Below are 25,172 nucleotides of genomic sequence, written 5' to 3'. Positions count from 1 at the left end.
TTAAGTTTTTGCCCACTGTTGTAGTGCTTCAGCACATTCATGATTTATGAGAAGATGCGCTGAAGCGCAACAACGGGTTAATCAATATCAGTTTTATCTCCCCCCCCCAACAATGACAAGGTTATCTGATATTTCTCAACTTGGTTCATCTTTTCCCCGAACTGCGATCGCATTGACTTCTCCATTTTCATTAATGGTACTGCGATCTTTTTCGCCATTTTTATTAATCAGTTTGGGATTAGGACTATTTAACCCCCTCTGCGGGTTAGCCATTCCCCCTAGAAATCAACAAACGGCCCCGGCGACTAATAATCGTTCTATTGCGGTAATTTATGTAAGTTCTATCCTGGGTAATGATGGCGGACAAGGGACGCAACAATCCCCGTTCAAAACAATTACAAAAGCCGTAAGTATGGCGCCTTCAAATACGGCAATTATTTTAGCGCCGGGAACCTATAGCAGTCAAACGGGAGAACAATTCCCGATTATTTTACATAATAATGTCACCCTTCAGGGGAATCCCAATACTAAGGGAAAAGATGTGATCATCACGGGGGGAGGCTTTTACACCAGCAAGACTTCGGCTCAACAAAATATTACAATATTGGGGGCAAATAGCTCCAGAATTAGTGGCGTCACAATTACTAATCCTAACGAGCGAGGTTATGGACTTTGGATCGAATCGAGTTCTTTAATTGTCTCTCAAAATACGTTTACTGGAAATAGCCATGATGGGATTTCTATTGTCGGAATTAGTGCGCCAATTATTCAAGATAATTCTTTTATTCAAAATGGGGCTAATGGAATTACAATTTATGGAAATTCTCGCCCAGAAATCAGAAATAATGAGTTTCAGAATACCGGATTTGGGATTAATATTTCTCAAAATGCCGCCCCTTTTGTGATTGGAAATCGGGTTTTTTATAATAAAGACGGGATTGTAATTCAAGCCAATGCTCGACCGATTTTAAGAAATAATCAAATTGAAAGAAATCAACGGGATGGAGTTGTTGCGATCGCTGAATCCTTACCAGACTTAGGAAATACCCAGGAACCCGGAGGAAACGTAATTCGCAATAATGGTCGTTATGATCTCAATAACGGCACAAAGGGTCAAGAAATCCTGGCCTATGGGAATCAACTGGCGGCCAACAAAATTATTGGGCCAATTCAACTGTCCCCCTACCAAACGGCCATGGCCGGGACATCTCCCCTAGCCCGTCAACTCTCAAACCCCACCAGCAGCCCAGTGTCTCGAACGGCGGTGGCCAATGATCCCTCCACCATGACCCCAATTAATACGGCTTCTTCCCTTCCGGTCTATCTTCCAGAATCCAATCCGGCTAACCCTAACAGCATTCCGATTCCGGTTCCCCCCCCGGAGTCTTCCCGTTTACCCCCCCAACCTGCCCCCAGACCCCAGAGTTCCGGTGACCGGGTGCTGGGATTATTAGTTCCAGTGGTTTCTGATTTGATTTTGGGTCGTCGGGCTTCAGTTCCGGTTCCCCCCCGTACTCAACCACGCCAAACCCCCCAAGCAATTACTCAACCGCCCCAAGCTCAACCGACTTCCGTAGCAGCCATCGGGATTTTAGCGGTTCCTGGGCCGGATATTCCGATTGGGTCGGGGGGAGGTTTACTCCCAAATGAGGTGGCGAGTGGGAATTTGGGGAATATCCCTCTGAGTCCGATGGCTTTAGGGTTACGGTATCGGGTGGTGGTGGAAAGTAGCAGTGATGCAGACCTGCGCCGTGTGCGGTCGGTTGTCCCTGAAGCCTTTACAACGGTGGTACAGGGGCGCTCTGTGGTGCAAGCGGGGGCGTTTCGAGATCAATATCGGGCAAATTACCTTTTGCAACAGTTAACCCGCAGTGGGTTGCGAGCCAGAATTGAGATGATGAATTGATCTAGTTTTTGGCGATAACCTGGTTGAAATCACCTATAATCCCTATCAGGGATTGAAACTTTCTATGATGAAACATCTCCTGGAACAATTAATAGTTGAAATCACCTATGATCCCGATCAGAGATTGAAACAATTATACTATAATCAATCTTTTAGAGTTATTTTTTATGTTAAGGATTATTATAAATGGATTTACATAAAATATTTGATGAACTCATTGGATGGAGTGGGATTAGGAATAAGGATCTAGCTTCTAAATTGGGGCGATCAGTTGTGAATATTTCGCAAATTAGGAATGGGAAGGTTAATTTGGCGATCAAAGACTTTGGGAATTTTGTTGAAGTCTGTGATGGAATGTACCCTGGGTTTAAAAAGCAACTCGCTAGGCAAATCTATCAGAGCGATTTTGATAAATCCAGTTTGTCTCTCAGTGAAATTGCTCAACAGATTGATTCTGGGCGATTATCAGATTATGAAGTGGCTATGATTAGCAGCGAGGTTGCTGATATTGTTGTTGCAATCAGCAAGAGATTGAAAAATTCATCCAAGTGTTGAAATCACCTATAATCCCTTTCAGGGATTGAAACAGAATTGAAAAAAGGTAATTTTTCAAAAAGTTTAAATATAGACTTATACCCAAACCTATAGGGTGAATTCTTTCTATTACCCATTACCCATTACCCATTCATAATTCATAATTCAACTAATTCACCCTTTCACCCCTGACCCGGCATCTGTGGGTACAATATAGCGTTGTAATATTAAGAATAATAGCAAAACGGGGGCAATAGAAATTACAGAGCCCGCCGCAATTAATCGCCAGTCGAGGGAGAATGTTCCGGCTAGGGTTGCTACTCCTAAAGGCATGGTATAGAAGTCCGGTTGGTCTAAAACTAATAGGGGCCAGAGAAAGTCACTCCACGACCCAATAAACACAAATATTGCTAGGGTAATTAAGGCGGGTTTAACCGCAGGTATCATCACATTCCACCAAATTCCTAATTCTGAACAGCCATCAATTCTAGCGGCTTCTTCTAACTCTTTCGGGACAGTTTGAAAGGCTTGTCTTAACAGAAATATACCAAATGCCGAGGCAATACTGGGAAAAATAATTCCCAAATAACTATTTCTTAATTCTAATTGTACGGTTAGTATATACAAGGGAATCATCACAATTTGAAAAGGAATCATGATGGTGGCAATAATGGCTGTAAAAATGCCATCTCTGCCTTTAAAGTTTAATCTCGCTAGGGGATAGGCGGCTAAGGAACAAAATAATAAATTTAAACTAACTGTTAATAGGGCGACAAAAGAACTATTAAATAAATACCGCCCAAAAGGATTAGTTTGCCAGACCTTAATAAAATTCTGAAATGTCGGTTGACGGGGAATAAATTGGGGTGGAAATTGAAAGATATTTTCACTGGGAGATTTAAAGGCGGTACTCACTAACCAAACCAGAGGAAATAGCATTAATACGGCAATTATTCCGAGAATTATATAAATAATTACTGTTTTTATGGTTTTATTGTTCAAGTTAATTAAGCGGGTAAACAATAGGAAACATTAATAAATTGAGAGTCTGTACAAACCGCGTTTAAAGGTTTATCCCAAGCATCAATTGGTAATTGAGGAACATAAGCAAAATCAAAAATAATTCCCACCGTCGGAATTAAATTCCATTCGGATAGACTTAACATTCGGTCATAAAATCCACCTCCATATCCTAACCGATATCCTTGAGGATCACAAGCAACGGATGGTACTAAGATTAAGTCAACTTCACTCGGATGTAGTTGCATTAAATTAGCATCGGGTTCAATAATACCATAACTATTAATATCATAGGTTTCCCCATGTTGCCAATAATGCCAGCTTAAAGATTGTTCAACACAACGGGGAAATCCCCATTTTTTATCGGTGTTATTCAATAATAAACTTAAATCGGGTTCTTGGCGAAAACTGAAATAGGATAAAATAGTTTTTGCTTGTTCAAATAGGGGATTTTTTTGTAAGTTTTGACAAATGCGATCGCTTTTTTCCTGATATTCTCTGGTTGCAATTGAACGACGTTGTTTAATTAATAAACGTCTTAATTCGGTTTTATTTTGATTAAACATTAATTTTTTATCGCCTATATCAGTAGATTTCACCCTGTTTTAATGTATAGCAGTAGCCATTAGGAAAAAAAGGGCGGGTTTATTGAGTTCTTTTGAGAGTATTCAATATTATTGAATAACCCGCCCCTACAAGGTTTAATTTTTCACAAAATCTAAAATATATTGTGCCGTGGTTTGGGGTTGTTCTAAATGGGGAACATGACCAGAGTTTTTAACCCAAATCAATTGAGAGTGGGGAATAGCTTTTTCAAATTTATACGCATCTTTGGTTCCTAATATTTTATCATGATCTCCCCATAAAATCAAGGTTTGTTGTTGAATATTATTCAATTGCTTACCAAACTTTCCATATCCCCCGGTCTTACTAAACCTAATCAAGCCTTGATTCCAACCCATAGCTTCTAAATGCAAGGCGGCGCAAATTTGAGCATCGACAGACGCAAAAGTTTTATCATAATAAGCACTTTCACTAATCGCTTGACGGACTTTAGGATTCCTTAAAAATTCTGTAGCTAAATGGTCAAAAGGCGGTAATAAAAACTTACCCATAACTGGCCCTGGTTTCATGCCCGCACTGTCTAATAATACTAGAGATTTCACCGCTTCAGGATACAATAGGGTAAAATCCAAGGCAACTGCACCCCCCATGGAAGCCCCAACCAAAATCACAGGTTGATTAATTAAAGTTTGCCAAAATGAATATAAATGAGTCGCTATTTCCGAGCGATTTAACTTAAATTCCGTTCCCCGTTCTGTGAATCCAAACCCTAAAATATCCACGGCAAAAGTTTCATTTTCTGTGGCTAATAATGGTAATAATCGCCGATATTCAAAGACAGAACTATCAAATCCATGAATTAATAAAATCGGGGTTCCCCCCTGACCTTGACGAATATAAGTGGTTTGAATCGGTTGCTTTCGTAAAGGAGTAGAAATGGGTTCACATCTGAGATTTTGAGCGAAGGCGATGGAAGTAGCTTCGGTTAATTTCTGTACAGATTCAGGGAGAAAACTCGGAAACATATTATCAGTCATCAGTGTAGAGACGTGCCATGGCGCGTCTGTACTATCAGTTTATCGCAAAATTCCCCATTCGTAATTCCTAATTCCCCATTGTGAGTTTGTCGAGTTCACAAAATATGGGTTATGGTTTTAAATTGAGGCGATCGTAACAGACTTAATTCACAATGGCAATTTTTCCGCGCAGTAGTGACCGTAACACCCGGTCAACACACATCCGTTCTTCTTCGGGTAAGGAATCGTCCAAAATCGCGGCCATTAATCCGTAGCGGTCAGCTTGGGTCAAACAGTGGTTATCGGCGATAGAAGCAACCATTTCAGTAATCGCACCGGGGAGAAGATTAACGTAGGGCATCATGGCAAGACCTTGAACTCGACACTTTTATCATCTCGTGTTTACCCGATTTGGGAGGTGATTGATTTAGGTCTGCTGAAGTGATGTTTCCGTAGAAATTATGTGACCAATATCACAATAAGCGATTAAGCACCTAAGATTAAATAAGCTGTTAAGCATCTAAATTTTCGAGGCGATCCAAGCCAGTAAGGGCTTTCAGCCTCTAAAATATGCGGTTTAAATGCTTAACAGCTTACGAAAATAGTAATTTAACTAAAAATTATACTACTTTGCGTTTGTTCATATCTGCCAGAAATAGCTGTTGATATTTCAAGAATTTGTCATGCCATTCTTTAAAACGGCGATCGCCATCACGGACTAACATCTGACGATATTCTTCGGAAGGGATATAACGCTTTTTAGTTGCCATAGTGCTGATCCATTAAATTATTTTTAGATTCTATTTATACGCTAAAATCGAACCTTTGGAAATTATAGTAACGATTTCAAGTTCTGAGAAGGATGTTGTGTTAGTTTCTTGGGTTTTAGATGTTTGATTATTGGTTGGGGTTGGTGATGGGGTTGGTGATGGGGTTGGTGTCGGGGTTGGTGTCGGGGTTGGTGTCTGGGTTGGTGTCGGTGTGGGTGATGTGGTTGGTGATGTGGTTGGTGTCGGGGTGGGTGTGGGTGTGGGTGTGGGTGTCGGTGTGGGTGATGGGGTCGGTATTGGGGCTGGTGTCGGTGTGGGTGATGGGGCTGGTGCTAAGAACTTTGAACTTAATTTAGTTTCTAAAGTTCTTTTGCGGTCATTAAGTTCAGTTAAAAGTTCATAATTACTAGAATATTTTACTTCAATAAATAATCTAAAATCACTGATTGTACAAGGTTTCATATAACCTTCATGCCAACAATGAAACTCTTGATGAATTTCTTGTTTAATAACTAAAAGATTATCCTGTTCAGCAGCTAGTTCAGGATATGTACTTTTATTATAAAGATGATGTACGGCTAAGGTCATCGTTTTTGACATTGATTCTCCTGTGATTTGACATTGATTCTTCTGTTTTTTGAGTGCTGCTTTAATTGCACTATCAATCTCAGCTTTTAAAGGCAGCTTCGGTGTTGCTTTGTATTTAATAATTGGGATAGCAACTTTATGAACCCTAGCAGCATATAGACGTTCTAATCTATCAGTTAATTTCTCAGATAATTCTAGGCTAATTCGTTCTAAACCCGAAAAAGAATAATGACGATCATCCTCTATATCTTCAAAATCCACCTCTATAATTAAGGGGAGATCAGACCTTGCAATATCTTCAAATGCTTGTTCTAAGCGATGTGTATTGGTTTTAAGTAGTTTAAGCACATCCCGAAAATTTATCCAATAACGATTCCGCCTTAGCTCTATTTTGCTTGAATTATCACTTAGAATTGAAAGGGTGCTTTCTACAATCTCAAGATCAATTTGTTTCTTTTCTTCTTCACTGATTTTTTTTGTCAGTAAATCAAGAACTTTTGTGGCTTGCTTTGATTGCTGATTAGTTTCAAAGTATTCCCCTATAACAATTAGAGCTAATCGAGAAAAATCTCTTTTTTTATGACCTTTATGGACATATCTAAAATGTGTTTCTTCTTCCCAGACAAACTTGTCTTTCTCCTTTTCTATTGCTGATATTATTTGCTCTAATTCTGGTTTTTGTAGGTCAAGACCTTGTAAAACATCTTCTTCAGTAATAAAGAAATCTGCTAGTGCCATTTTAAAATCCCTCTGCTATTAGATTATGATAGGTTTGCTTAAGACTTTTTAGGTATTGCCGCAATTAGACTATTAGACATTTGCGTCAGACGTTCAAATATTTTGCGATCGCCAGTTTCTTGATTGTCTGGATGATAAATTTTAGATAATTGACGAAAAGCTGTTTTAATATCATCTTGGGTTGCCGTCTTAGAGTCTAAATTAAAAACCTGCCAAGGTCGAAAGTATTTAAAAATGTTACTACCATTAATACAACCATAGCCTTGTTCATTGGTTTCATTTGGTAAAATATCAATCCATTTACGATATAACATTTCCCAGGTTTGTTTTGGGGTGAAATTTAATTCATCCATGCCATCAGTTGCCATTTTGAATCGTTCTGATTTTTTTAATTCATCAGTATTTTTAACGCCAAAGTGTTTATATATCGCTTCTTTAAGGTCTTGTATTTTAAGTTGTTTGTTTTTTGAAAGTTTTTCTGAGGGTGTCTTTAATATCCTGTCATACTTTTCAGTAAGTTCCTGATCTTTTGAAAAGGTTTCTGATTTCTGAGACTTTTGGGAAAGTTTGGTAATTTCTTCTTGTACTTTTGGAGTTAGAGGTGTAGTTGCCATAATTTTCAGGTGATTTTGTGTTTAAATTTTAGGTTGTCATATTTTAGAATAAACCTGAATAGGATTCCGTGTTATTGATTATACGATCCTCTGTTCAAAAGTGTCAAGTCTCACAAACACCATCTATAACCCTGATGACAAATGATAAAAACCCCCTTAGCAGATGAGCTACTAATGGGAAATTAAGTTGATAAGCTGTTCAGCATCTAAATTGGTCATGCAGAAATCTTGAAGCTTATGGAGTGCGAGCGTCCTCGCTCGCTGGAATATACAGTTTAAATGCACAACAGCTTACTGACCTTTGGATTTTAATTTTTAATCCTGCCATCTTCTAAGGTCAAAATACTATCAGCAACATCCATAATTCGGGGATCGTGTGTCACCATTAATACCGTAGTATTTCCTTGTTTAGCTAAGGTTTTCAACAGATCAATTACTCCTCGACCACTGCTAGAATCTAAAGCCGCCGTAGGTTCATCGGCCATAATTAATGGTGGCTCTCCTGTTAACGCTCGCGCGACGGCTACCCGTTGTTTTTGCCCACCCGATAAATCCTGGGGTAAAAGATGAATTTTATCCTGTAAACCAACTTGTTCTAAGCGAGTTTTTGCCTCTTCTCTCGCATTTCTTCCCCTAATTCCTTTGAGGTGAAGGGCTAATTCCACATTTTCCAAGGCGGTTAAAGCCGGGAATAAATTAAATCCTTGGAAAATAAACCCAATATTATGTAAACGAAATTCTGCTAATTGAGTCCGAGATAATTTTGTAATTTCTTCACCCAATAAAAAGACTTGTCCCGCCGTTGGAGTTAAAAGTCCGGCGATAATTGATAGTAATGTGGTTTTACCCGATCCACTTGGCCCCATTAACAGTTGAATATCACCTTGTTCAACTTCAAAATTAATATTTTGCAGGACTTGAACAGTTTGTCGCCCGGATTTATATGCCATTTCCACACCGCAAGATTGAATTCCAATCGGTTTAACTTTTGCATTCGGTGAATAGTATGCAGCCTGATTGCGGGATATAGTAGATTTTGCCTCGTTAACTTTAGTGGGTATCATTGTTCCAAATTAATTATGATGTGGGCTTATGACGTAAATTGACAGATCTAATAAACTAAATTACAAGGGCTTATTATCAGTTTACTGAATAAATCAGAGATTGTCCGAGAAGGAAGACTGAACATTAACTATCCTGTACAGTTTAGTTTTAATATTCTAAACTTAAATGTTCTCAATTGCCTGTGATCTGACTCAACAGAGCAACAAAAGCTCAATCCTATCAAGCTTTAAACACAATCGCCGGATCAACTTTAGTGACTTTTTGAATAGCAAAAAACGCCGACCCGGTACACATTGCAACCGTTAACCCGAATACCCCTAAAGCCGATAACGGGGTAATTAAAATCAAAATTCCCTGGGTCGCACCCGCCCAATACGCAACACCAAAACATAGGGCCATACCTGGGATATAACCTAAAACCGCCATCCAGAGAGCCTGTTCTAAAATAATTCCATAAATCACCCAGTCGGAGGCTCCCATCGCCTTTAGAGTCCCAAATTCTTTTAAGTGGTCACTGACAGAAGAATAAAGAATTTGTCCGACTACCACCATCCCGACTAATACTCCGATCGCAGCCCCCAAACTGAGAACAAATCCGACTCCTGTGCGTTTTTGCCAAAAGGTTCGCATCACCATTGACATTTCTTCCCGGCTCAAAACTTGAACATCATTGGGTAAAGTTTCTTTTAGTTTTTGCTTGAGTTGGGTTAAGTCTTGATCGGGTTTAGCTTTAATTAAAACATAAGTAATTGGGTCAGCTAGATTTAAAGGTCTTGGGGGCGGAGAATTAACGGGTTTTTGAGTAGAAGATTGATCCTCATAACTTTGAGTACATTGTAAATCATCATTTTGAAGTTGACACAGGGTTTGAGTTTTTACGGGGCTATTAACATAAGCATTAGCATTTTTTAAAGAAGTAAAGATAAAACTATTACTTACAATTGATTGGGTTCCCTGGGTAATTCCTCCTAATTTTACTTCTAATCCTCCGAGTTTAGCAATATCACCAATATTTTTAATTTTTAGAGCATTTAATTTGCTCTCATCAACCATAATTGTATAGGGATTTTTTAAAGCATTAGCATCTCCTTGAATAATATTCCAAGGAGAAAATAATTCTCCATCGGGATCGGAACCTACTACGGTAACGGCATGAATTTTATTCTCTAGGGGATCACGCCAACGGGCATTTCTAAAAATAAAGGCTTCGGCTCGTTCAACGCCCTCAACAGTCTGGGATTGGGTCATCCGTTCTAAAGAAATTGGCATGGTTAACTCTAAGTGAATCATATCCTTAGAAGCAATCCAAAAATCTGCTTTCGAGTGATCAATTAAGATAGAAGAAGACCGAATAAACCCGGTTAAAATTCCATTTTGAATAGTTACTAAACTAACAGCAAACATAATCCCAGCTTGCGCGACCAAAAAACGGGGAATGTCTTCAAATAGGTTTTTTCGAGCAAGGGAAGCCATAGGTTAGAGGGCAGGGACAGGGCTATTATATAAGGATAACAGTGGTTAAGTAACCCCGGCACAAAATTTTGATTCTGTCGGAAGTTTTTCCCTAAAATCCGCCATAAAATCGAGATAATTTTAGGGATTGCTTTCTGAACACTGGGGACTCAATAGACATCTCCAAAATATAAATTGGGAAGGATAGCAAGATGGTAAAATTGGATTTTACCCCAATAAGAGATGAGTAACTTAAGAGAGTATCTGGACAAGAATCCCCAGCAAGCAAAAAGGCTATTAGGGATGGAATATGAACAGTTGATAGAACTCATTCAAGCTGCGGAGTTATTAGAACAAGAAAAACGACAGGAACAAGAAAAAACTAAAATCAGGTTGATTAAAGCAGGTGGGGGTCGTCGCCAGAAATTATCTGTGGATGAACAAATATTACTAACTCTAATTTATCTGCATCAGATGCCCACATTTCAAATGTTAGGGTTACAGTTTGAAGTGAGTGAATCAACAGCGAATGATATTTTCCATAACTGGATAAAAATCTTCAGAGAATTACTACCAGCGAGTTTAGTTGAGCAAGTAAAAAAAAACGAGAGTGATTGGGAGTGGGTAGAAAAAATTCTGCTGGAATTTGAGTTAATAGTAGATAGCTATGAACAGCCCATGCAAAGACCAACAGACAATGAAGAGCAGAAAAAATATTACTCAGGAAAGAAAAAAACACATACGTTTAAAAATCAAGTGATTGTCATGCCAAATGGGAAAGAAATAGTGGATGTAGTAGTGGGTTATACCGGAGCAACAAGCGATCTAAAATTGTGGAGAGAAAGAAGCGAGGAATTGGGGAACAATCAAAAATACAGAGGGGATAAAGCTTATGTAGGGGAAACAGCAATTAATACACCACATAAGAAACCGAGAAATCAAGAAATATCGCTTGAACATCGAGAAGAAAATCGGTTAAAAGCCAAACAAAGGATTGTAGTCGAACATTTAATAAGACTGATAAAAATTTATCGAGTTGCTTCAGAAAGATTTCGGTTAAAGAGGGAAAATTATGAAGCAGTAATCTTGACAGTATGTGGACTAATAAGATGGCGAATAGGAGCGATTGTATTATCATCTAAGAATTGCCCATAATTCTTGTAAAAAATGATTGAATATCAGAGATAAAATTCATTAATTATTATTAATGTAACTGAAAAAGCCTATAAATCCGTTACTTTGGGAGAACCCGGCACAGGAGTGCTAGAGGTTCAAAAATTAGCGATAGATGGCATTTGGGGATTTTCGGAGATATCTAATTTGAGCAATAATTCAGTAAAATGAAACAGTCTTACCCCTAGCCCTTGCCATCCTTCCCTGCCTTGATCCCCTTGCTGTTTGAGTCTCCCTAATGCTATAACACCCAAGAACCCCCTTGTGTCCCCCTGGCGTTGAATGAGGGTTAGAATCTTAGTCTGCTTCAAGCTGTTTTAGTTAATTGTGATGAGCGAAAACCAACAAGAACAAAGTCAAAGCCAATCTTCTAACACAACTAATTCAGGGAGTTCACCCCAAATTCCCATTCGTTCCCTGGTGAGAAAAAGTCGTGCCCAATGGCTCAAAGAACTTTGCACGAGTTTGGAAACTGGCAATACCCAACCAGCAACGGTTGATGAAACTCCTAGTTCCCCTGAATTAACGGAAACAGCCAGCCAGATTGTTCTTTATCAGCCATCTCCAGGGTCATCTTCTCCTCAACCCGAAAAACGCAAACGCTTTGTTCTACCCAAAACCATTCCGGCTAATTTAGTTCCCCTGGTTTTGGCTCTGTTGATTTTAGTTCCGGGGGGGATTGGGGTTTTAGCGATGAGTCTGTTGTTCCGTTTGCCCGCTTTACCCAATTGTCCTAAAATTTTCTGGCCCATAGCCTCGGCTTCCCTGCGGTTATATTGTGCAGAATCCGCCGCCAATAAACAAACTGTTCAAGATTTATTGGTTGCCATTGATTTAGTCAATAGTTTATCAAAAGATCATCCCCTACGTCCTGAAATTAATCGCCAAATTGAAAAATGGTCAATGGATATTTTGAATTTGGCAGAGGAGATGTTTCAAGCCGGACAACTTTCAGAAGCCATTGCCTCCGCCGAAAAAACCCCCGAACATACCCCGGCTGCGGCTCAAGTTTCCAAACGCATTGACCAATGGCGTGAAATTTGGGATGAAGCGGAACAAACTTATCAAAAATCCGAGGAATTAATGCGCCAAGAAAAGTTAAATTTGGCGTTTAAAGAAGCAACATTATTATTGAATTTAGGAAATAATTATTGGGCAACCACTAAATATCAAACACTAACAGATTTGATTGCCATTACCCGTGAAGATAGCCAAAAATTAGCTAAAGCCAGAATTTTGATCGCCCAAAGCAGTTTAGATAGTTGGATAGAGGCGGCCGGGTTAATTGAAAAACTTTCTCCTGAGAGTTATTTAAAAGATGCCGGACAAAAAGAAATTACCACTATTGGTAGTAAAATCATGACTTTAGCCGAAGAAACCCTAAAAAATGGCAATTGGCAAGAAGCGATTAATATTGCCAATAAAATTCCGGGTAGTGCGAATTTACAAGAAAATGTTAAGGATTTTACTGTCTTAGCAAAAGCCAATGTTCCGGCTTTATTAGATACGGTTGTGGGCTTAAAAAATGCGATCGCCCAAGCTCAAAAAATCGGACAAGATCGGCCCCTCTATCAAAAAGCCCAATCCTATATTCGCAATTGGCAAGAATCAATTGCTGATGTTGCTACCCTAGAACGGGCGCGACAATTGGCTCAACCTGGAGGCGTCAGTGACCTGCGGGCGGCCATTGCCCAAGTCCAAACCATCCCCGCCTCTAACCCTAGGGGCACCGAAGCCAAAACCGAAATGGTCAGTTGGACAAGGCGGATCGAAGAAATTGAAGATCGACCCCTATTAGACACTGCGGAACAATTGGCCAGTTTTGGCGATGCCGATTCCCTAAAACAAGCGATCGCCCAGGCCCAAAAAATTGGTCGCGGCCGGACATTATATGAAAATGCTCAAAATCAGATTGGCGAATGGACAGATCGCAGTCAACGATTACAATATCAACCCATCTTAGATCGGGCGGAACAGTTAGCATCCGAAGGTAGTTATGCCGAGGCGATCGCTCAAGCTCAACAAATTAGTTCGGGTGTAGTCTTATATAACACAGCTAAAACCAAAATTAGCCAATGGAATAGTCAACTCCGAGATGCCGAAAATCTCCGCAATTCAGAAGTTCTGGCTTCCCCCGGAACCCCTGACTCCTACGCTGCGGCGATCAAAATGGCGAATCAAGTCTCCAATTCCAGTAAATTAAGAGGTCGGGTTGAGCAACTGATTGATCAATGGGGTCAAAATCTATTGCAACTGGGTTTAGATCAATCTACCTATGATGTTCCCGGTGCGATTGGGATCTTAAAGAAAATTCCCCCCCAGAGCACCGCCTATTCCCAAGCTCAAACCCAAATCCAAGATTGGCAAGAATGGTTAAATCCCCCCGCACCGCCACCGGAATATCAACCCCCCGTGGACACCTACGAACCTCCGGTAGAAAAGGCACAACCCCCCGTTGAACCCGATCAACCTGCCCCACAGCCGACCCCCACCCCAGAGGGAGAAAATCAACCTCCGATTGAGTTAAATCAACCCCTAACCACTCCATCAACAGGCATATAAATCAGTTATCAGTCATCAGTTATCAGTCATCAGTTTATTACCCATTCGTAATTCGTAATTCGTAATTACCTATTCCTATATTGTTAACATTTGCAGGCTGTATAAACTGGCATATAACCCATTTTGTGCCACGAGTTCATCATGACTTCCCGACTCAACTAATTGCCCCCGTTTTAATACTAAAATTCGATCCACATTTCTAATCGTGGAAAGACGGTGAGCAATAATAATAGCGGTACGTTCTTTTAACAGACGTTCTAAGGCTTCTTGAATTAAAACTTCCGTTCCCACATCTAAATTAGCCGTTGCTTCATCTAAAACTAAAATTTGAGGATTCCGAATCGCTGCCCGGGCAAAGGCTAACAGTTGTTTTTGACCACTGGATAAATTAGTTCCCCGTTCTCGTAATTCGGTATTATATCCTTGGGGTAACTGTTCAATAAAACGATTTATATTGGTTTTTTCCGCCGCCTGTTGAATTTCTGCCAAACTATAGGATTCTCCTAGGGTAATATTACTTTTAACATCTCCAGCGAATAAAAAACCATCCTGTAAAATCACCCCGATATGACGTCTAAGTTCGGTTTGACGTAACTCTCGAATATCAATGCCATCAACTAAAATTCGTCCTTGAGTGGGTTCATATAATCGACACAATAGCCGAATAATCGTACTTTTTCCGGCTCCTGTTGGCCCGACTAAAGCTACTTTTTCCCCTGGACGAATAGTTAAATTCAGGTTTTTGATCACATAGTCATCATCTTTATAGGCAAACCAAACATTTTCAAACCGAATTTCTCCCATTTGTACCCAGTTATGATCATCAGAATCTAAGGTGGAAAGATGGGCGGTAATTTGATCAAGATCCTGAATTTCTATGGGTTCATTCAGAATATTATTAATCCGTTCAATGGCTGTTAATCCTGCTTGAATAGCAGTGAATTTTTCGGCAAATTGTCGTAGGGGATCAAATAATCTTTGGGCATATAAAATAAAAGCCGATAACGTCCCAAAACTCAAGTCATTTTCTATAACTTGTCGGCCCCCAAACCAAAGAACAACGCCAATCGCAATTAAGGCAATCCATTCCAAGGTTGCGGATACCGCCGAATCATAAAAAATAGTTTTATCAACTGCTTTAATATATCGAAGATTAGTAGCCCGAAATAATTCAGAATTAAATTTTTCTCGACGGAATAATTGTACAACCCCAATTCCCACCATATTTTCTTGAAATTGGGAATTAAGATTAGAAAGTTCGTCTCTTGATTTATAGTTCTCTTTCCGGTATTGTTGTTGAAAATAAACAATTACAGCCGTTACCGGAACCATCATTAAAACCAAGATTAATGCTAATTTCCATTCCATCATAAACATCAAAATAGCAATGACTAAAATGGAAAATAAATCATTAACAATCCCAATTGCACCCGTAGAAAATACATCCCCCAAGGCATCAACATCACTGGTTAAACGGGTAATTAATCGTCCGACGGGAGTGCGATCGAAAAATTTTACAGCTAAAGAAGTGACATGATAAAATAAATCATTCCGAATATCGGTCGTCATTTGTTGACCTATTTTTTGCACCCAATATCCTTGAATGGCTTGCAATAAAAATCGGACTAAAATGGTAATCAGAAGAATAATAACTAAAACATTCAATCCATCCGATATAGACATTTCTCTAAGGAAGGGAAGGGCTGTCGGTTCTTGACGAATTAAAGAAATCGCTTGTCCAATTAAAATCGGTTGAACTGCACCGGAAACCGAGAGGGGAATTAATAAAATTAAGCACAAAATTAATAACCGTCGATTCCGTTTTGCATACCCCGCAACCGCGCCGAGTAAGCGCCAATCTGTTTCACGGGATTGAGGGGAATTGTTAGGAGAAATTAGGGTAGTCATTCTAACTTAAAATTTAAGTGATTTTCACTTCACAAAAGTTTAACACGCCTGATGGTAAAACTGCCGTTATAGCAGGGAACACCGGAACATCCCCCCCAAACCCCCCGTGCACGGGGGGCTAGGGAGGGAGGGAACGCCGGATCTGGGGGAAAACACTTCACCGTCTGGGTTCCAAGATCCGTCTAGTGTCCTAACTGCCTTGGCGGTTGCTATATAGGTTTTTGAGGCTAACTTTCAATGATTCCTACAATTTGAGATACGGCTACAATGGGTGCGGTAACGGCTCTTAATATCCGCTTTCCCAGGGAAATAGGTTGAAATCCGACCGCGATGCCTCGGTGAATTTCCTCCTCCGTCCAGCCCCCTTCTGGCCCCGTTGCTAGGATAATTTTATTCAGTCTTTTTTCTGCTGCTAGTGGGATTAATTCTTGGGTTAAAGAGGGATAATTTCCCCGACCTTCACAAATATATTGATCACAAGAATGATCGTTTTTTTCTAATCCTATTTGAAATGAAACCGGATCAAAAATATTAGGAATAATCAGACGTTCCGATTGTTCGGCGGCTTCTCTAGCAATTTTTCGCCACCTTTCTACCTTTTGTGGACTGGGTTTTAATACCGTTCTTTTACTAATTACCGGGATAAATTGTGTCACCCCTAACTCCGTACAACAACGCACAATTTCCTCAAATCCATCGGCTTTTGGTAAGGCAACTATTAATATAACTTCAATCGGTAATTCAGTTTGAATCGAGACTTTTTCAATTAATTTAGCCTGGGGAGAAGATGCAGGTAAATTAACGATTAATTCTGCTATCCACCATTGACCCTGAATAATAATAAAGCGATCGCCCTGTTTCAACCGTAACACCCGACCCAAATAATGCTGTTGTTCAGCCGTTAAAGATAGGTATTCATTTTGAAGTTGTTCCGGGGCGATCGCAATCCGTTGAAGTTGAACCATGAATAAAACCGATTAAATTCTTGGTTAGATACTCTAACCTAAAACCCCCTCAGTTCAACTGGACTATTCTACTTTCAGTTTTTCCAAATATTCTTCAATCGCTTGGGTGGCTAACTCAACCACTGGTTTTCCCAAACGTTTAGATTCAGCTTTCAACTGATTATAAACAGAATCGCGCACACTGACCCGATGCCGAATTTTGCTCGGATCAACCGGGTTATCAGAATCAGCATCAATCATCTCTGGTAGGGTCTGGCTACCTGTAAAAACGGGTGCTTCTTGAGTTTCAATATTCATTGAGGCAGTCGTTGAGTAAGAGGTCATAAATTTGCGAAGCTCGTCAAAGCCGACACGATCACAAAAATCACCAAAACTCTCCCCAACTTTCCGATCCTGTTTAAAATAAACTAAAATCGGAGTCAGAAAAGTTTCAAGATCGTGAATGGATAAGCGATTAACAAAAGCTTGAGCTAATCGTGTCTGATTCGGAGAGCCCCCCAGCCAAATCTGGTAGGCATCGGGGGCGCTGCCAACAAAGCCTAACTCCGCCATGTAGGGTCTAGCGCAACCATTGGGGCATCCAGTCATCCGAATGACAAAATGCTCTGGTTCCAAACCTACATTGTCCAACAATACCCGAATCCGTCCCAATAGACTAGGGATGACCCGTTCTGATTCTGTGATCGCCAATCCACAGGTCGGAAATGCCGGACAAGCCATGGCATAACGTTCTAGGGGATCAATTTCGGTTTCGGTTTTGATTCCGTGTTCTTTGAGCAGGGTTTGAATTTTGGGTTGAACTTCTGGGGAAATTTCATACAGAATCACATTTTGGTTTCCGGTGACTAATATCGGAATTTCAAACTGTTCTACAATTTGGCGTAAAACTGTTTTAAGGCGGAAATTTCCTTCGTCTTTGATCCGACCATTTTCAATCGAAATGCCCAGAAATAATTGACCATCCCCCTGTTCATGCCATCCTAAATAATCTTGATATTTCCAAGCAGGTAAAGATTTAAAGGGTTTAAAGGCTTTGCCAAAATATTCTTCAGCTTTTGCCTTGAATTTATCCACCCCCCAATCATGAATTAAATATTTCATTCGGGCGTGACGTCGGTTGCTGCGATCGCCATAATCCCGTTGAGTTGCAACAATGGCTTTTACCGCATCATAAATATCTGCTTTATCGACATAGCCAATTTCATCGGCGACCCGGGCAAAGGTTTCTTCCTTATTATGAGTTCGTCCTAAACCTCCCCCGGCTAAAATATTAAATCCTTCTAACTCTCCAGCAGCATTTGTAATTACCACTAAACCCAAATCTTGGGTATAGATATCAATGGAATTATCCCCTGGAACTGTGACCGCACATTTAAACTTCCGAGGCAGATAATAAGTGCCATAGATCGGTTCTTCCGAGTCGGTATAATTCGTGCCATTGGTATTCCGAATTCGGGCAGCTTTAACCTCCGGGTGTTCTTCGGCGGTAATCACTTTTTCCCCGTCTAACCAAATTTCATAATAAGCTCCGGTTTGGGGAGTTAATAGATCGGCAATATTATTAGCATAAGTCCGGGCATATTCATAATCAGAACGATTTTTATAAGGTGCGGTCGGCGCCATCACATTGCGGTTAATATCTCCACAAGCCCCTAAAGTTGACCCCATACTATTAACAATAGAAGCCAAAACCGTTTTCAGATTTTTCTTTAAAATTCCGTGTAATTGGAACCCTTGACGAGTGGTAGCCCGAATCGTATGGTTGCCATATTCGTCGGATAACTGATCAATCGTTAAATACAATTGAGGCGGAATAAAACCCCCAGGACTGCGGGTTCGCAGCATCATTCCATAGTCTTTTTCTTGCCCTTTTACCCGATTATCTCGGTTATCCTGTTGGTAGGAACCATGAAACTTGAGAATCTGAATCGCATCTTCAGAGAAGTAGTTCAAATCATTTAAAAGTTCTGTGGCGAGGGGTTCTCGCAAGCTGTTACTGCGTTCTTTGAGCCCTTCTACTTTTGAGGGTTTACTGACCTTGGGAGGTGTTGTGGATAAAGTCATGCGTGGGATACCTATTTCAATAAAAAACTCTACGAGTTAAGCGTTTTAGTTACAGCTAACCCGCCAGTTAAACCCGCTTTTTTTCTAACCCATGTAATTCGGTCGGAATTATCGGTATTGAATTTGATTTTAACATGGGACTAACCACAAATCATACCACTGATATAAATAGCATGGGAGTTTGGGTACTTGGGTGGCTTTAGCCCACTAGAGGAAAAACGACTTGGGGAATATTTAAAGCCTTTAAGTCGGGTCAGATAGCACAAAAACCAAAACTTCCTAAATATCGCTCAGGTGAAATGGCTTGACTTCCACTGACTTTAACAGGACTTGCGTAAGTCCCGTCTATTCTAATCTCAAAAATCCAAAAAATTCTGAACACGGATTAAGGGGATTACACAGATTAGAACACGGATTAGGTAGATTACGCAGATTGCACAGATTAAGTTATTTGTTACAGTAATAGACAATTAAAATCCGTGAAATCAGCGTAATCCGTCTAATCCGTGTTCAGTCTTTTATCCGCGTATTAGTCTTTTAACTTCTAGTCTTTTACTTCCAAAATTAATCAATAATCCAACTTCTAATTTATATACTTTAAGATAGTTTAGGGCTTGGGCAAAGTGGACATCTTCTATTTGTTTAGTGGCTTTTAGTTCGACTAATGGGACTTAAACAAAAATCAAGCCCAAATCAAGCCTAAACTTGCTTTGTAGGCTGCAAATACATCCCTATTATTCTGGAGCCACTCCACAAATCGAAAGGAAATCGCTGTGCGGAAGGCTTCAAGGGCATCAGCAAATGTGTTTAAAGGTTTGTTAGCCCATCGACGTCTTAACCCTCCAGTTAAACTATGCCAGAGAATAAAAGTATAGGCACAAAATACCAAAATCCAATGTCTGATTAGACTTCTTTTATCTCGGACTTGATATTCTTTCAGCCCCAACCAACCCTTAGCTTCCCTGTAAAAAACTTCTATCCAATTTCTTTGTGAATAGGTCGTTACTATCCATTCTCCTGTGGCTTTTGATGCCTCAACATTAGTCATTAAATAATCAATATCACTGGCTTGGTCGAAAGTGGCAGCATTCATGACGATGGCTATTACTTTCTTCCCTGCATACTTTGATAATTCAATTTCTTTTGTTGCTACCCACACAGTTCTGGGTTTTTCTAGTTGGAGTTGAATTTCACTAAAAGCTCCTTGGGGCAACGATTTGGCTAAATTATCTAATCGAGTTTCCTCTGTTTTATCTTCCCCCTTTTTGAGGATTACCTTTCGATTCTTGGCGACTCCCCCTATATATTTTAATCTTTTTTTCTCTAACTCTTGTAAAAAATTTGTGTTATTTCCATACCCGGCATCTGTTAGCACAATTCCCGGTTGATATCCTCTCTCTAAGCTCCTTTCTATTAATTCTAATGCTATTTCCGGTTTCTTTTTAAATTCCGGGTCAGCTTTTCCTGACGGTAATGACTCGGCTTTTTGATATAATTCTATATCTAATGGTAGGCTTTTTTTGCCATCGTATAGATGGCTCGTTACTGCTACGATTCCATTGTCGGTTTTTCCGATTTCTCCGATGTATTGTCGTCCCACTCCATCAGTAAAGTTCCCGCTTTTTCGATGTCCTGAATCATCAATAATTAGGGCAAATCCCCGACTAATCTGGGTTTGCTTACACTGATTCATCACCTCCAGGCGACGCTGATTCAGTTTCATTGCTAACCAGGGAGCTTCGGTTAAAAAGTGGTGTAATCGGTGGTAAGCTACTCCTACGGAGTTATTCGCCATTTGCGACAGGTTTTTTCGCTCACTTTCTCCCAATAATCCCCCTAAATAGTTCCTAAATTCCCGTTTTTGGGCAAGATGACCAAATATATCGTCAAATCTTTGACACCATCGGTCAAAGCAGGGGGGCATCGCTGCCGGGGTTGTCTCTTTCATTCGTTATTCTTGAATGTTATGTGCTTGCTACATAATCATTATCATCTATTTCTTCCCTTATTTTTGTTTAAGTCCCACTAATATTTTATCTTCGACAACAAAATCAGCGCGGCGTGTACCAATTGGTTCGGGTAGGTTTTTGTAATAAATATGCTGTTCAATTTCTCTAGCAAATGTTAACCCTGCTTGATGAAATTCGTAAGCTAGGGCGCGTTGATAGATTACTTCTTGGAAGCCGTTACCGAGAAATTTATGGACTTCAAAGGATGCGCCGATGATCTTTTTCGTGATGTCTTCGTGTTTGAAGGTCATAATTAAATTCTGAACACGGATTTAACGGATTACGCTGATTTCGCTGATTTTAATTCATTTAATTTTCCAAAATCTAAAAAAATCCGTGCAATCTGTGTAATCCCCTTAATCCGTGTTCCCTCTGATTATCTGCATATCTTCGTCACTCAACCCATACAGCCGCGCTACAATTTCATCTATTTCCTGTTCCCATTGCCCGACATTTTGACCTTTAGCTTCAAGGCATTTCTGGACTAGGGTTTCTATTGCTTTTTGTTCTGCTTTGGTAGCGGTGGCGATCGGAATTTGAGAAACGTACATTGGTTTAAATTCTAAGAATCCACCTTGTCTGACTGCGGCATTTTGGGAAACTATATATTGTGTAATTTGAGAGTTGAGAATCGCTAACAAAAAGTATTTTTCATGTTCTGAAACAATTAAATTAGCAGGAGCACATATATAAAAACCACTTGAAGCTATAGCAAATTGTGGTGATGTTGCCAAATTTCCCCAAACAATTTGAATTTGTTCAAATTCTTGCCAATATGCAACATTATCTTGAATATCATACCATTGATAACTACCTGCTTTACGTCCACCTTCTACACCAGCAGTTAGTCTATTTCTGTACTGACCGAGATATTTTTCAATCGCTGGATATTTTTTAATATCAGTGCCACGCCTTGTAAAAATCAGCCATAGATCCTGATAATCAACACGCCATCTTTTGACATCACGACAACGAAGTAAAGGTTTAATAACTTCAGCAGATGATGAATGTTCAGCGATTAATTTATCTCTTGTTGCTCGATCGATCACAAAAGCCTCATTAAATCCTGTCAAAATACCACGATAAAATTTACCGTTTACATATTCCCCCAAAGGTTTACCAGCATTTCGCAACTTTGCCAATAAATCTAAAACTTGTGTATTTTCCAACCGCCAACCATCAGCTTTAAGTGCAGATTGTGGCATTAAGAAATTTTGAGCATCAAAAACACTTGGAAAATCTTTTAAATCTTCCGTTTGTTGCCAAGAAAGAGCCTTTAACTGTGCATCCTTACTAGCTTTTTCTTTGCTAAATAAAATAATACTGGGATAGGCGATCGCTGTAAAAACATCCGTATCCCCAAAATCAATAAGCTGCTGAATTGTTGTATTTTTACCCAGAAAATCCCGTAACTTTTCCCCATAACCCGAACGGAAATATTTATTCGAGCAAATATAACTCAAAACGCCGCCAGTATTTAGTAACTGATAACCCCGTTCAAAGAAATAAACAAATAAATCAGCAACGCCTGTATAACAATCAAATTGCTTTTGTAAAATTGGCTTAAATTCCTTAATTTGCTCCTGTCGCACATAAGGCGGATTCCCAATCACAATATCAAAACCATCAGCAATCCCAAACATCCATTCAGGATCGAAAAAATCCGCCGAAGTATTTTGATTGTATGGATTCCAGGTTGCCAAACTATCAGCCAGAGCCATCTCCAACCCCGTCCCCTTCAACAAATCCCCGATCGCATTACGCAACTCCTGATCACGATTGCGATACTTATCCTTAGTCGCCTTAGACCGCGCGGTAAAATGCTTTTGCCGCACCTCCTTTAACTCCTTTTCCCTTTCCTGAACCGCAGGACTCCGCAAACTCATCTGATCGTTAAATCTAATCAAACTATTCGCCGCCACAAATTTAGTTTCCAAATTTGGCAAAGGCAAAATACCCCGATTAGGTTGGCTATTATCAACTTTCTGCTCAACAATTAGCGAAATAAAACAGCGTAATTTGGCAATCTGGAGGGCGATCGGCTGAATATCCACCCCATAAATGCAATTTTCAATCAAAAACAACTTCCGGGGATAATCCTTTTCATTACTCGCAAAATCATCCTCAATCTGCCCCAAACGCTCCTCTAATTGTCTAACTGCCGCCTCCCTTGCTTGCTCATAACTAATCTTTTGCGCCTGCCGTAAATCCTCCAACACAGGCAAAATTTCCCGTTCCTTTTGTTGATGTTTCCAACGCTCATTATGGCGATCAAGCTTGCTTAAAATATGCACCATCTTCTGTAAAATACCCATTGGAAAAGCCCCCGATCCACAAGCCGGATCGAGAATCTTACAATTATCCAAAGCCTGAATTAAACGCTCTACTTCGGCATCTGTAAACTGGTGTGGCTCATCGGTATAGGAGAGTAAGTGGCGAAGTCTGCCCTCATCCCCCCGGCCCCCTTCTCCCCAGGGAGAAGGGGGAGTAAGACTCTGGCTCTCCTCTTGCTTCTTACCCTCCTCTTGCTTCTTACCCTCCTCTTGCTTCTTACCCTCCTCTTGCTTCTTACTCTCCTCTTGCTTCTTACCCTCCTCTTGCTTCTTACCCCCCTCTCCCTGGGGGAGAGGGGCTGGGGGTGAGGGCAAATAATTCTTAAGATAAGCAATTAAACTCTCATCCACCATGTAATTCACAATCTCACGGGGCGTATAAAAAGAACCTGTTTGTTTCCTCGCCGTCGTCTGAGTTTCTGGATTATAAGCCGCCAATAAATTCTCAAAAACTTGACCTAATAATTCAGGATCAAGCGCCACATCTTCCTCAAAAGGTGTATTTTCAGCGATCGTAAACTTATAGCTATTAAAGATTTCAATTAAGCCACGAACCTGATATTTCTTGCGACTCGTACCAAAATCCGCATTCAAATCCACATCTTGAAAATCCCCAAAAAATAACTCATTGGGAACCGATAAAGGATTTTTAGAATTATCACTAAACCCGTCAATTCTAATCTCTGGCTCAGTTGTATTCTTCTGCGACGGAATATCCAAACACTCAAATAAACCACCATTTAAAAATGGAATCTCAGCAAAATAGCGATTAATTACTTGATCAGGCTCCTGAAAATAGTCTTCATAGCGAAATACATTATGCACCATGTACTGATGACTCTGACTACCAGAACGCTTAATAAACGCCCGATCTTTTTCCGTATTCAGGGTTGCAAAGAATAAATTCTGCAAAATTGCCTTGTAATAGGTGCTTTCCTGCGGTTCTAAACTCTTGAGAAGCGATCGCATATCTTCGTGATCAAACAAAGCATCAGGAACTAAGCCCTTTTCCTTCAAAAACCATACAAACATTAACCGTGTAATTAACCTAATTAAACTCTCTTGATTGTCCTTAGCATCCTTGGGGAAAACCACCTGCTTACAAGCATGAAAATACCAAGCTGAAACCTCTTGATAAAACTTTTTATTTAACAGATTAACATCAAGAACCTTCCGCCAATATTTATATAACTTCTCAAAGGAATCTACCCGATCTTTACCCACAGTTGGAATCTTGAGATCCGCTAAAATTCTTTCATGTCCCGTATGGGGCTGCCTAATATCAATATCCCTTAAGAGTGTCACCTTTCCTGCCTTCTCACCTTCACGATTATCCTTATATTTCAATCTCTCCGTATTGGCAAACGCCAGATATTCACCATACTTAAACACAACTACCACAGGTGTATAGCAAAACTCCCGATTAAAAGCCCGTGATATTTCTGCTAACTGCGATCGCGTTGGCAATAAACTATCATCACACCCCCGCAAAGTTATCCCAAAAATCAATATCCCATCATCATCCGACTTAATTTTATCAATTGCTAAACTCTTACCACCCTTGAATGCTGCATCATCAACCATCCCCAAAAAATAAACATCATCAATGAGACGAAAAGATTCCCGATCTTTATAACTATTTTCCAGAATTTCCCTAGCAGGAATTGGCGCATCCGTTACAGAAGCGATCGGTACTTGCAACTCCGCAAAAAAAGCCCGTAAAGCAGGCAAAAAGTCTAATTCATTAAAAATAGTGAGTTTCATATCAAAACAAAGCCACAATCACGGATTATGCGGATTAAAGGATTTCACGGATTTTACTTATTTTTATCATATAGCTTTCAACAAAGAAAATCCCTTAATCACTCTTAATCCAAAAAATCCGCGAAAT

General features: G+C 39.9%; 19 protein-coding genes and 1 pseudogene. 4 read left to right on the top strand and 16 right to left on the bottom strand.

The annotated features are described in order from the left end of the window. The first annotated feature begins 46 nt into the window (after positions 1 to 46). Positions 47 to 1,906 carry a DUF1565 domain-containing protein gene (locus tag NMG86_RS04910; RefSeq protein ID WP_144018168.1) on the top strand — a complete coding sequence of 620 codons (1,860 nt, stop codon included), beginning with the start codon at positions 47 to 49 and terminating at the stop codon, positions 1,904 to 1,906. Positions 1,907 to 2,092: 186 nt separating this feature from the next. Next, entirely contained in the window at positions 2,093 to 2,461 is a 369-nt protein-coding gene (locus tag NMG86_RS04905) for a hypothetical protein (protein WP_052338635.1), read from the top strand. 153 nt (positions 2,462 to 2,614) lie between these two features. On the opposite strand, the gene NMG86_RS04900 is transcribed toward NMG86_RS04905, so the two are convergent. The 9 genes from NMG86_RS04900 to NMG86_RS04860 all read right to left on the bottom strand — a co-directional run bounded on the left by NMG86_RS04900 (position 2,615) and on the right by NMG86_RS04860 (position 10,288). After that, entirely contained in the window at positions 2,615 to 3,442 is an 828-nt protein-coding gene (locus NMG86_RS04900) for a carbohydrate ABC transporter permease (protein ID WP_237747584.1), read from the bottom strand. A gap of 5 nt (positions 3,443 to 3,447) precedes the next feature. Beyond that, a complete protein-coding gene (locus tag NMG86_RS04895) occupies positions 3,448 to 4,026 on the bottom strand; it encodes a 5-formyltetrahydrofolate cyclo-ligase (protein WP_026788916.1) in 579 nt (192 codons plus the stop codon). A 135-nt stretch (positions 4,027 to 4,161) separates the two neighbouring features. Beyond that, complete coding sequence (locus NMG86_RS04890) at positions 4,162 to 5,049, bottom strand: alpha/beta fold hydrolase (RefSeq protein WP_026797143.1); 888 nt, start codon at positions 5,047 to 5,049, stop codon at positions 4,162 to 4,164. A 154-nt stretch (positions 5,050 to 5,203) separates the two neighbouring features. Beyond that, entirely contained in the window at positions 5,204 to 5,401 is a 198-nt protein-coding gene (locus NMG86_RS04885; RefSeq protein ID WP_026788914.1) for a hypothetical protein, read from the bottom strand. A gap of 259 nt (positions 5,402 to 5,660) precedes the next feature. Continuing rightward, on the bottom strand, positions 5,661 to 5,810 hold the full coding sequence (locus tag NMG86_RS04880; protein WP_162832331.1) for a hypothetical protein: 150 nt from the start codon (positions 5,808 to 5,810) through the stop codon (positions 5,661 to 5,663). Between the two features lie 30 nt (positions 5,811 to 5,840). Further along, on the bottom strand, positions 5,841 to 7,136 hold the full coding sequence (locus tag NMG86_RS04875) for a hypothetical protein (protein WP_026797142.1): 1,296 nt from the start codon (positions 7,134 to 7,136) through the stop codon (positions 5,841 to 5,843). A gap of 38 nt (positions 7,137 to 7,174) precedes the next feature. Further along, the gene (locus NMG86_RS04870; protein ID WP_026797141.1) at positions 7,175 to 7,750 is read right to left on the bottom strand and encodes a DnaJ domain-containing protein; all 576 of its coding nucleotides are present in this window, start codon (positions 7,748 to 7,750) and stop codon (positions 7,175 to 7,177) included. Positions 7,751 to 8,058: 308 nt separating this feature from the next. Then, positions 8,059 to 8,814, bottom strand: a complete 756-nt coding sequence (locus NMG86_RS04865) for an ABC transporter ATP-binding protein (protein ID WP_026797140.1) — start codon at positions 8,812 to 8,814, stop codon at positions 8,059 to 8,061. Positions 8,815 to 9,034: 220 nt separating this feature from the next. Then, positions 9,035 to 10,288 carry an FtsX-like permease family protein gene (locus NMG86_RS04860; RefSeq protein WP_026797139.1) on the bottom strand — a complete coding sequence of 418 codons (1,254 nt, stop codon included), beginning with the start codon at positions 10,286 to 10,288 and terminating at the stop codon, positions 9,035 to 9,037. Positions 10,289 to 10,510: 222 nt separating this feature from the next. Between NMG86_RS04860 and NMG86_RS04855 the strand changes: the two genes are divergently transcribed. Next, a complete protein-coding gene (locus NMG86_RS04855; protein ID WP_026788241.1) occupies positions 10,511 to 11,422 on the top strand; it encodes an IS5/IS1182 family transposase in 912 nt (303 codons plus the stop codon). 348 nt (positions 11,423 to 11,770) lie between these two features. After that, positions 11,771 to 14,002, top strand: coding sequence for a hypothetical protein (locus NMG86_RS04850; protein ID WP_026797138.1), 2,232 nt, complete (start codon positions 11,771 to 11,773; stop codon positions 14,000 to 14,002). Between the two features lie 75 nt (positions 14,003 to 14,077). Here NMG86_RS04850 and NMG86_RS04845 read toward each other — a convergent pair whose 3' ends face one another. From NMG86_RS04845 to NMG86_RS04815, 7 genes and pseudogenes are all read right to left on the bottom strand, one after another. Then, positions 14,078 to 15,910 carry an ABC transporter ATP-binding protein gene (locus NMG86_RS04845; protein ID WP_026797137.1) on the bottom strand — a complete coding sequence of 611 codons (1,833 nt, stop codon included), beginning with the start codon at positions 15,908 to 15,910 and terminating at the stop codon, positions 14,078 to 14,080. Positions 15,911 to 16,137: 227 nt separating this feature from the next. Further along, positions 16,138 to 16,875 carry a 16S rRNA (uracil(1498)-N(3))-methyltransferase gene (locus NMG86_RS04840; RefSeq protein WP_026788907.1) on the bottom strand — a complete coding sequence of 246 codons (738 nt, stop codon included), beginning with the start codon at positions 16,873 to 16,875 and terminating at the stop codon, positions 16,138 to 16,140. A gap of 63 nt (positions 16,876 to 16,938) precedes the next feature. Then, positions 16,939 to 18,939: a sulfite reductase, ferredoxin dependent gene (gene sir / locus NMG86_RS04835; RefSeq protein WP_026788906.1), complete on the bottom strand. Its 2,001-nt coding sequence runs from the start codon at positions 18,937 to 18,939 to the stop codon at positions 16,939 to 16,941. 518 nt (positions 18,940 to 19,457) lie between these two features. After that, positions 19,458 to 19,592 (bottom strand): annotated as a pseudogene (locus NMG86_RS04830) (GxxExxY protein); the annotation flags it as partial. Positions 19,593 to 19,621: 29 nt separating this feature from the next. Further along, complete coding sequence (locus NMG86_RS04825) at positions 19,622 to 20,887, bottom strand: IS701 family transposase (RefSeq protein WP_026796362.1); 1,266 nt, start codon at positions 20,885 to 20,887, stop codon at positions 19,622 to 19,624. Positions 20,888 to 20,944: 57 nt separating this feature from the next. After that, a complete protein-coding gene (locus NMG86_RS04820) occupies positions 20,945 to 21,199 on the bottom strand; it encodes a GxxExxY protein (protein WP_087882203.1) in 255 nt (84 codons plus the stop codon). Positions 21,200 to 21,304: 105 nt separating this feature from the next. Further along, positions 21,305 to 25,045, bottom strand: coding sequence for an Eco57I restriction-modification methylase domain-containing protein (locus NMG86_RS04815; RefSeq protein WP_052338634.1), 3,741 nt, complete (start codon positions 25,043 to 25,045; stop codon positions 21,305 to 21,307). Positions 25,046 to 25,172 lie beyond the last annotated feature (127 nt).

This window comes from Planktothrix rubescens CCAP 1459/22 (assembly GCA_904830895.1).
GTDB lineage: Bacteria > Cyanobacteriota > Cyanobacteriia > Cyanobacteriales > Microcoleaceae > Planktothrix > Planktothrix agardhii.
This window is presented reverse-complemented; position numbering and strand designations above follow the sequence as displayed.